Raw genomic sequence first — 9,269 nt, 5'->3', positions numbered from 1 at the left:
GCTGGTTGCGAGATGGAAAAATCGCCGCTATTACAGGTTCAAACGGCAAAACGACCTGCACAGAACTATTAGGCGAGATGATGAAGCAGTCGTTTGACGATGTGCGATTAGGCGGAAACATCGGAACGCCGTTCTCCTCTCTCGTCGGTAAAGGAGACACGAACAAAACTATATATATCCTCGAGGTAAGCAGTTTTCAGCTCAAATGGATTGACAAATTCCATCCGGTTGCCGCAACAGTGCTCAACGTCACTCCCGACCATCTGGACTGGCACACGAACTATGAAAGTTACGTGAACGCCAAAGAGCGGATAACAGAGAATATGACCTCGGATAATTATTTCATCTATAACAGCGACGACACGGAATCCACACGAATCGCTTCCAACTCCGCTGCCAAAAATATCTCTTTTTCGGTAAAAACCAAGCTGGACAACGGCTGTTGGCTCGAAGATTCAGAACTTCGATTGAAATATGAATCGATTGATGAAACGGTTATAAACGTGAACGACCTTAAACTGCCCGGCATCCACAATGTGGCAAACGCCGCAGCATGTATTTTACTCGCCACAACAGGGGGCGCTTCCATTATCAGGTCTGGCAGCGCCCTCCTTGCCTTTCCCGGAGTGCAGCACAGGCTCGAAACTGTGCGTGTTTTAAACGAAGTCAGTTATGTTGACGACTCGAAATCCACCAACGTTGATTCAATGACGGTGGCTCTTAACTCTTTTGATGAACCGATAATATTGATAGCAGGCGGCAGGGATAAAGGTTCCGATTTTGAATCTATCAAGGAACTTGTCTCGCGGAAAGTGAAAACGCTGATTCTCATCGGAGAAGCGGCGGAGAAGATAGGCAGGTCGTTCTCGTCTATAGCGGACCAGCGCGTCTCTCCAAATTTGAAAGACGCTGTCGTAGTTGCTGAGCGCCTCTCGGTAGCCGGCGACGTCGTATTGCTTTCGCCCGGCTGCGCGAGTTTTGATATGTTCAGGAATTACGAAGAACGAGGCGAAGTTTTCGCCAATGAAGTGAAAGCGCTTGGAGAAGCTGTATGACTTCACTGTCAGGATACTTCAACGTTCGCGGCAGCGACTACGATAAAAACCTTCTCTTTATCATCATTCTCATCGCCGGAATAGGAATGGTGATGCTTTACAGCGCCAGCTCGGCAATAGGCAGAGAAATGGGCGACAGCGCAATTTATCTCAAGGGTCATTTTGTGCGGCTTCTCATCGGCTTTGCTCTTTTGGCGTTGACAATGAGAATAGACTACCGGTTTTATAAAAAAATCGCCATTCCGCTACTCATCGCGGCGGCGCTCGTGCTGACCGCAGGATTAATATACCATCGTCTCTGGGGAACAAGCTCAACAGCCCGCTGGATTTATATCGGCGGAATCAGCCTCCAAACTTCCGAGCTGATGAAATTTGCCCTCATAACTTACCTGGCATACTACCTTGAGAAGAATGAAAAACGGATCGGATCATTTACCGACGGGCTTCTTCCGACAATAATTATTTTAGCAATCGCTTCCGGGCTTGTGCTGATTCAACCTGATTTCAGCACTACCGCGATGATAATAGCGGTTTCCTTCATAATGCTCTTCATCGGGAACGCGAAAATCAGCCATCTGACCGCCGTTGGCGCCATCGGCGGATTGATAATGGTTCTCTCTGTATTCAACTCCAGCTATCAGATTCAGCGTATTAAATCATTTATCGAAGGCGGAGATATTTCTGGAGCAGGCTACCAGATGCAGCAATCTCTAATGAGCCTTGGCGGCGGCGGTCTCTTGGGATTAGGACTTGGAGAAAGCGTCGGCAAAAACTTGTTCCTTCCCACTCCACACACGGATTTTATACTTGCCATCATCGGCGAGGAGATGGGTTTTATCGGCGTCCTGATCATTTCGACGATGTTTTTAGCGTTCTATTTTCGGTCGCTTAAAATTGCCCGGGGAGCCAATGATAAATTCGGAGTTTATCTGACTGTAGGGCTGTCAACATCAATATTCCTTTATGCAGTCGTTAACGCTGCGGTTGTTTCCGGCTTGCTTCCCGTAACAGGACTGCCGATTCCGCTGGTCAGTTACGGCGGCTCGAATATCCTGTACACGCTTGGAGCCACAGGAATACTGCTGAATATATCTTCATCGAAAAGTACTCCCAAACGGAAAAGATATAAAAGGAGTTCTCGTTAAAATGAAACCGGTCAAGGTCATATTCGCCGGCGGCGGAACGGGAGGACATCTCTTCCCTGCGCTTGCTATCGCCGAAAAACTTAAACAGGTTCGGAAATCTGCGGAGATACTGTTTATCGGTACACGAAAAGGAATAGAGGGAAAAATTATTCCTAACAGTGATTTCGAATTTCTGCCGATACGGATTTCGGGGGTTTCCAGAGAGCGGAATCTGCTTCTTACGATTCTGAAAAATCTCCTGGTGCCGTTAGAAATTTTAATTGCCGTGCTGAAATCGTTCTGGCTCCTTTCGCGGAACAAACCCGATGCGGTTGTGGGGACAGGCGGTTTCGTTTCGGGTCCTCCCCTTATTGCGGCGACTCTCATGGGAATTCCCACATTGATTCACGAGCAGAACTCTTATCCGGGAATAACCACACGATTGCTCGCCGGGAGAGTCACTCGGGTTCATTTGGGCATGGAGAAATGTTTGAAATACTTAAAAAAAAAAGATTAAAAGTGGAAATTAGCGGAAATCCGGTAAGAGGAGAACTATTGCGGAGAGCCGAATCACTCTCCTCCAAGTCTTTCGGACTCCAGCCCGGTAAGCGCACGATATTGATTTTCGGCGGAAGCCAGGGTTCGAGACCGATAAATATGCACATCCTCGAGAATTTGGAGCAATACGCAAGCAGACGAGAGGTTCAACTCCTCTGGCAGACGGGAACCTTCGATTATCAGATGATAATCAATCAGGTAGGGGAAAGGGATAACGTGAAGATACTACCCTTCATATCCGACATGGCGGGGGCTTATTCTTCCGCCGACCTTGCTATTTGCAGAGCCGGAGCGCTCTCGATCGCCGAGCTCGCTTCCGTCGGTCTCCCCTCCCTGCTCATCCCCTATCCGCACGCCGCGGAAGGGCATCAGGATTACAACGCAAAACTCATGGAAGAAGCCGGAGCGGCGATAGTGATCAAACAGTCGGAACTCGGTACGGGAATATTGGAAAAAACTGTTTTCGAGATGCTCTTTGATGAATGGAAACTGAAAGAGATGTCGGCAGCGGGTAAAAAATTGGTTCAGAAAGACCCCGCTCTGAACATAGTCGAATCACTTCTTGAATTATTGGGTCAGACGAAAAATTGATGGTAAAACTCGGACATACAAAGCATCTGCATTTCGTGGGAATCGGCGGAATCGGAATGAGCGGGCTCGCAGAGCTGCTGCTCAACCAGGGATACACCGTCTCCGGTTCGGACATGACCGAGACTGACATCACTCGGAACTTAAAAGAGATGGGCGGTCGGATATATATAGGTCACAACGCCGATAACGTCGGAAACGCCGACGTGCTGGTGCATTCTTCGGCGGTCAAGGAGGATAATCCGGAGCTGATAGCTGCGGATGAACGGAACATACCCATTATCAGGCGGGCTGAAATGCTCGCTGAACTCGTTCGGCTGAAACCGTATGCGATTGCCGTCGCCGGTACGCACGGAAAGACGACCACAACCTCTATTGCCGGGATGGTATTGACCGAAGCCGGTCTCGACCCGACCATTATCGTGGGAGGCGTTGTGAGAAGCCTCGCTACCAACGCCCGGCTCGGAGACGGCGACTACATAGTCGCAGAGGCTGACGAGTTCGACCGCTCATTCCTGACACTCTCACCGACCATAGCTATTATAACCAACATCGAGGAAGAGCATCTCGACGTCTATAAGGACCTCGATGACATCAAGGAGACCTACCTCACCTTTGCTTCGCGGGTACCCTTTTACGGGGCTGTCATAGCCTGCATCGATGAGCCTCACCTGAAGGAAATTATTCCCGATCTCAAGAAACGGGTCATCACCTACGGCATCTCCGATGAAGCCGAGGTAAGGGCTGTGAATATCTCGCATAAGTCCGGCGAGAGCGCTTTTACCCTGATCAATGAGGGGAGTGAGATGGGTGAGATAAAAATTCAGCTTCCCGGTGAGCACAACGTTAAAAATACGCTGGCGGTTGCGGCGCTCGCCCTCGAATTGGAGATACCGTTCGAGTCTGTTGCGAAAGCGTTAGCAGCTTTTGAGGGCGTAAGACGCCGGTTTGAGATTAAGAAACGGATTTCCGGTATTATGATAGTTGACGATTACGCTCATCACCCTACGGAGGTGAAATCCTCCCTCTCCGCGGCTCGGACGGGTTGGAATAAGCGGGTAATAGCCGTATTTCAGCCTCACCTTTACTCACGCACAAGGGATTTTAAGGACGATTTCGGAAAATCGTTCAACCATGCGGACATGTTGATAGTGACCGACGTATATCCGGCGCGTGAAGCGCCGATAGAGGGCGTTACGGGGAAACTGATCGCCGATGCTGCAATAAAGGCGGGGCATAAAAGCGTCCATTACATCCCCGAAATGGAGAAGATAGTCGATTTTCTGCTTGATGAAGCGGGCGAGGGCGATATGATAATTACAATTGGAGCGGGGGACGTTTTCAAGGTGGGGGAAGAACTCATCCGAAAATTGGAGATGTCGGAACAAAATGCGATTGCTGACTGAAGAGGATATCCGAAAATTGAGGAAATCGCTGCGAGGAGAACTGAGGCTGAACGAACCGATGAGTGAGCATACTACTTACCGGATAGGTGGTCCAGCAGAATTATACGTTTTCCCAAAAGATAAACAGGACCTCGAAACGCTCATAAGCTTTTCGGTCGAGCACGACATAAATCGTTTTCACATGGGAGGCGGAAGCAACATACTCGTTCACGATAAGGGGTATAAGGGCATGGTCATCGACTTGAAAGAGGGTTTTAACAAGATCGAAGTGGACGGCGTGAAAGTAACCGCACAATCGGGTGTCAGCCTGGCGAAGTTCGTATCGACTTGCAGAAAAAACAACTTAGCTGGGGTGGAAAAGCTCGCAGGAATTCCCGGTTCGCTCGGAGGCGCTCTTTATATGAACGCCGGCGCTTTCGGCTCGGAGATATCGCTGAAGCTGAAATCTATCACCCTCTTACTGGAAAACGGAGAATTCTCGGAACTCCGCGCTATCGACTTACAGTTCGGTTACAGGGAATCGAACCTCCCCGAAGGCTCACTGATAATCGAAGCCGAATTTGAGTTGGAGAAAGTCGATGATGCCTCCGAAATCTATGGAAACTCACGGGATATCCTGAAATCGCGGAACGAAGCACAGCCCGTCTCCCTCCCCTCCACCGGCAGCATCTTCAAGAATCCGGAGGGGGCGTCGGCGGGTAAGCTCATCGATGACGCCGGACTGAAGGGAACACGCGCGGGCGGAGCGATAATATCCGAGAAGCACGCGAATTTCATCGTAAACACCGGCAGGGCGAAAGCCGAGGACGTTATGCACCTCGTTGCCCTCGCCCAGAAAACGGTTCAGGACAAGTTCGACGTTGAACTCGAACTCGAACTTAAACTCGTCGGATTCGAGGATTGGTTTATATGATAAAAGTATTTATAAGGCAAAAATTACCTGCCGTCGTCCGGATAATGAAGATTTCAGGCTCCACGCTTCTCTTCGGACTTCTCATAGGCGCTGTCATGGAATACGCAAGCGCATTTAAGGTCTTTACGCTTGAAAATGTGAAGATAAGCGGAAATGAAATTGTCTCTCCCGATGATCTGTTCAGCTTATCGGGACTTAAGTTCGGTGAAAACCTCTTGAATTCTGATATCCGTAAGGCGGCAGCAAGAATAGAGTCGAATCCCTTTATCAGAAAGGCAGTGATCTCGAGAAATCTTCCGAACTCTTTTTCTATAAAAGTCGAAGAGCGGACACCGTTCGCATTTCTTGTTATTGGGGAGTTGTACTGCACCGACATTTACGGACATCTCCTTCCCTCCCGCTCGCACAAGAGGTTTGATCTTCCCGTGATAACGGGCGTTGAGGATATAACCGCCCCGAAGTTTGGAGATAAAATAGATGACGCGCGCTTCCTCAAAGCGCTCAGGGTAGCAAAATTGCTGAGCGAGGGACCGCTTCCGTTAATTAATGTCATTTCCGAAATTCATATCGGAACCCGGGGAAATGTGAACCTTATAGGCACCGAGAACAGCACACGGATATATCTCGGAAAATCAGGTTTTGTAAATAAGATCGACAGGATACGCTCGCTTGTCGCAACGGTCAACCCGGGAGACGGCTTGTCGGGTTATCAATATGTGGATTTACGTTTTGAAAATCAGGTGATAGTAAAAGAACGTTCTTGAAACAGGGAGTCAGGGAATATGAAAGATTCAATAATTGCTGGAATTGACATAGGGACGACGAAGATCTGCGCCATCATCGCGGAGATAGAAGCGTCGGGAGATCTAAACATTCTCGGCGTCGGCACGGTGCCGTCATTAGGCTTGAAACGCGGAGTTGTCGTCAATCTCGACAAAACCGTCAGCTCTATCAGAAATGCGGTAGAAGAGGCGGAGAGGATGGCGGGAGTCAACATCAACGGCGCTCATATCGGCATAGGCGGAAGCCATATCAGAAGTATGAACAGCGATGCGGTTATAGCGGTCTCTAAGTCCGAATCGAAGCGTGGCATCCGTCACGGCGAGATTAGCGAGGATGACATCGAGCGAGTAACGGAAGCCGCTATGGCTGTTCTTACAGGTCTCGACAGGGAGATACTTCATGTCCTGCCGCAGGAATACGCGGTTGACGATGAGTACGGCATCAAATCTCCAATTGGAATTACGGGTATGAAATTGGAATCGAAGGTGCATATCGTAACCTGTTCAGCCACTTCGTCGAAAAACATAGTCAAGGCGGTAAACCAGTCGGATATCAACGTCGATAACCTGATTCTCGAACCGCTCGCCAGCAGCTTCGCCGTACTCGATGATGAAGAGAAAGAGCTCGGAGTTACCCTGCTCGATTTCGGCGGCGGAACGATCGACGTTGCCCTCTTCTTTAAAGGAGCGGTACGTCATACGGCAGTTGTAGGTCTCGGAGGCGAAAACATAACCAACGACATCGCATACATGCTGAGAACTCCGCGAGACCAGGCGGAAGAGATAAAATGCAGCCACGGATTCGCCAAGCAGTCACTCGTGAGCAAGGACGAATACTTTAAACTGAAAAGCATCGGAGGAAGACCACCGCGGGAGATATCAAAGATTGTGCTCGCCTCCTACATCGAACCGAGAGTCGAGGAGATACTCAAAATGGCGAAGGAAGAGATGAAGAAGTGCGACAGATACGAGATGTTCGCGGGAGGTGTCGTGATAACCGGAGGCAGCGCTCTGCTTCAGGGGATGGTCGAACTCGCCCAGGATGTGTTTGAGCAGCCGGTAAAGATCGGAGTTCCTTACCCCTCTAAAGGCTTGGTCGATCTCGTCTCCGAGCCGAAATACGCGACGGCGCTCGGTCTGATAAACTATGCCGTCAGCCCGGAGGGCGAGGTCGAATCGTACATACCCGACGAAAAACCGAAGTTCAAAAAGGCGCTGGGCAAGCTGCTCAACCAGGTAACAGATTTTTTCATTTGAAAATTGATAAAAAAACAAAACACAAAGCAGGAGGAAATTATGCTATTTGAATTCACGGAGGTTCTCGAACAGAGAGCCAAGATGAAGGTAGTGGGAGTTGGAGGCGCCGGAGGAAGCGCTCTCAACCGCATGATCCGGTCCGGATTGGAAGGGGTGGATTTCGTCGCCATCAATACGGACGCACAGGCGCTTGACCACAGCGAGGCTAAAACGAAGATACAGATAGGTCAAAGCCTAACCAAGGGACTCGGCGCAGGCGCAAACGTTGAAGTCGGCAGAAAAGCGATTGAAGAGGATAGGGACACGGTAGCCAAAGCGCTCGCCGACACGGATATGGTCTTCGTTACCGCCGGCATGGGAGGTGGAACGGGAACCGGTGCGACACCGATAGTTGCGGAGATAGCAAAGGATCTCGGCGCACTCACCGTGGCTATCGTAACGAAACCGTTCATCTTCGAAGCGCCCAAACGGATGATGCGCGCCGAAGCCGGAATCGAGGAACTCAGAAGCAACGTCGATACCATAATCGTCATCCCTAATCAACGGCTGCTGTCGATAGTAGATAGAGACACCTCGGTCCTGAACGCCTTTGAGGTCGCCGATACGCTGCTCTACCAGTCGACGAAGGGCGTTTCCGACCTGATAACGTATCACGGGATCATAAATCTTGATTTCGCTGACGTAAGGACCGTCATGGCTGATATGGGCGATGCGGTACTCGGTACCGGAACGGCAACAGGCGAAGAGAGAGCAGTCATAGCGGCTCAGCAGGCTATCAACAGTCCGCTCCTCGAAGATACCGACATAAGCGGCGCCCTCGGAGTGCTGATCAACATCACGGGCGGAGAGAGCCTCTCCCTCTACGACGTTGAAGAAGCCTCCTCCATCATCTATCAGGAAGCGGGTGAAGATGCTAACATAATCTTCGGTGCAGTCATAGACCCGCAGATGGACGATGAGCTGAGAGTAACCGTAATAGCGACCGGCTTCAATAAAGACGCCGGCAAGATGCGCCTCAAAGAAGAAAAGGACTATGCGTACTACCGCGCTAATCCGGAGGAATTAGAGAAACCTGCGGTACAGAGATTGAACGGCGGAAGCCGCCCGGCAGTCGAGAACGTTCCGGCTCCGGATGAAGTGGCGATTCCGGCGGATGACATCGAGGTTCCTGCGTTCCTGAGGAAGCAGACGAACATAGCGAGCTTGTAAATCAGGTCGTCACCCTGAGAGAAAAACAAAGAGCCCGGCATTTGCCGGGTTTTTTGTTTGGGGTAAGTCTGTCATTCCGAGGAGTCCCGTCCCGAAGTTTCGGGATCGGGACGAAGAGCCGAAGACAGGCGTGAGCCAATCCCGCTGTTCAGATAAAGTAGGGGCAGGTCTGTGACCTGCCCGATTATAAGTGCGAGTCAGGGTTTACCCTGACCGCAATAGACGGACACACCCCTGTCCGACTTCTCGCCAGGCGGGCCAACCTTTCCCTATAAGATTTTTAGAGGATCGGCTACCCCTCTCAAGAGGGGATTTCATTTCCCCCTCCTTTTCAAGGAGGGGGAAGGGGGTGGTTTATTTATAAGTGAGGTCAGGGC

9 protein-coding genes are annotated in these 9,269 nt (G+C 50.3%); all 9 read left to right on the top strand.

What is annotated here, in order from left to right; translation table 11 throughout:
- The coding region (murD, locus tag IID12_08285; protein MCH8289086.1) for a UDP-N-acetylmuramoyl-L-alanine--D-glutamate ligase at nucleotides 1-1,055 on the top strand (1,055 nt) is incomplete at its 5' end.
- On the top strand, nucleotides 1,052-2,200 hold the full coding sequence (locus tag IID12_08280) for a cell division protein FtsW (protein ID MCH8289085.1): 1,149 nt from the start codon (nucleotides 1,052-1,054) through the stop codon (nucleotides 2,198-2,200). The genes murD and IID12_08280, both read left to right, overlap by 4 nt.
- Before the next feature lies 1 nt (nucleotide 2,201).
- Complete coding sequence (locus IID12_08275; protein MCH8289084.1) at nucleotides 2,202-2,696, top strand: glycosyltransferase; 495 nt, start codon at nucleotides 2,202-2,204, stop codon at nucleotides 2,694-2,696.
- The gene (locus IID12_08270; protein MCH8289083.1) at nucleotides 2,666-3,328 is read left to right on the top strand and encodes a hypothetical protein; all 663 of its coding nucleotides are present in this window, start codon (nucleotides 2,666-2,668) and stop codon (nucleotides 3,326-3,328) included. Before IID12_08275 ends, IID12_08270 begins: the two co-directional genes overlap by 31 nt.
- The gene (locus IID12_08265; protein MCH8289082.1) at nucleotides 3,328-4,731 is read left to right on the top strand and encodes a UDP-N-acetylmuramate--L-alanine ligase; all 1,404 of its coding nucleotides are present in this window, start codon (nucleotides 3,328-3,330) and stop codon (nucleotides 4,729-4,731) included. The genes IID12_08270 and IID12_08265 overlap by 1 nt, the downstream gene beginning before the upstream one ends.
- Nucleotides 4,715-5,644, top strand: a complete 930-nt coding sequence (gene murB, locus IID12_08260) for a UDP-N-acetylmuramate dehydrogenase (protein ID MCH8289081.1) — start codon at nucleotides 4,715-4,717, stop codon at nucleotides 5,642-5,644. The genes IID12_08265 and murB overlap by 17 nt, the downstream gene beginning before the upstream one ends.
- On the top strand, nucleotides 5,641-6,408 hold the full coding sequence (locus IID12_08255; protein MCH8289080.1) for an FtsQ-type POTRA domain-containing protein: 768 nt from the start codon (nucleotides 5,641-5,643) through the stop codon (nucleotides 6,406-6,408). Before murB ends, IID12_08255 begins: the two co-directional genes overlap by 4 nt.
- 18 nt (nucleotides 6,409-6,426) lie before the next feature.
- Nucleotides 6,427-7,683 (top strand): cell division protein FtsA, encoded by a 1,257-nt coding sequence (ftsA, locus tag IID12_08250; protein ID MCH8289079.1) that lies wholly within the window; start codon nucleotides 6,427-6,429, stop codon nucleotides 7,681-7,683.
- A 39-nt stretch (nucleotides 7,684-7,722) separates the two neighbouring features.
- Nucleotides 7,723-8,892: a cell division protein FtsZ gene (gene ftsZ / locus IID12_08245; GenBank protein MCH8289078.1), complete on the top strand. Its 1,170-nt coding sequence runs from the start codon at nucleotides 7,723-7,725 to the stop codon at nucleotides 8,890-8,892.
- Nucleotides 8,893-9,269: the final 377 nt, after the last annotated feature.

The organism is Candidatus Neomarinimicrobiota bacterium, assembly GCA_022567655.1.
Lineage (GTDB): Bacteria > Fidelibacterota > SORT01 > SORT01 > SORT01 > JADFGO01.
The sequence above is the reverse complement of the archived record's forward strand: the minus strand, read 5'-3'. Positions and strand labels throughout refer to the sequence as shown.

Bases quoted from the DNA above. Each gene is read 5' to 3' on its own strand.
- IID12_08265 (MCH8289082.1), top strand. From the start codon at position 3,328: ATGGTAAAACTCGGACATACAAAGCATCTGCATTTCGTGGGAATCGGC.
- IID12_08275 (MCH8289084.1), top strand. From the start codon at position 2,202: ATGAAACCGGTCAAGGTCATATTCGCCGGCGGCGGAACGGGAGGACAT.
- IID12_08270 (MCH8289083.1), top strand. From the start codon at position 2,666: ATGTTTGAAATACTTAAAAAAAAAAGATTAAAAGTGGAAATTAGCGGA.
- IID12_08255 (MCH8289080.1), top strand. From the start codon at position 5,641: ATGATAAAAGTATTTATAAGGCAAAAATTACCTGCCGTCGTCCGGATA.
- ftsA (MCH8289079.1), top strand. From the start codon at position 6,427: ATGAAAGATTCAATAATTGCTGGAATTGACATAGGGACGACGAAGATC.
- murB (MCH8289081.1), top strand. From the start codon at position 4,715: ATGCGATTGCTGACTGAAGAGGATATCCGAAAATTGAGGAAATCGCTG.
- ftsZ (MCH8289078.1), top strand. From the start codon at position 7,723: ATGCTATTTGAATTCACGGAGGTTCTCGAACAGAGAGCCAAGATGAAG.
- IID12_08280 (MCH8289085.1), top strand. From the start codon at position 1,052: ATGACTTCACTGTCAGGATACTTCAACGTTCGCGGCAGCGACTACGAT.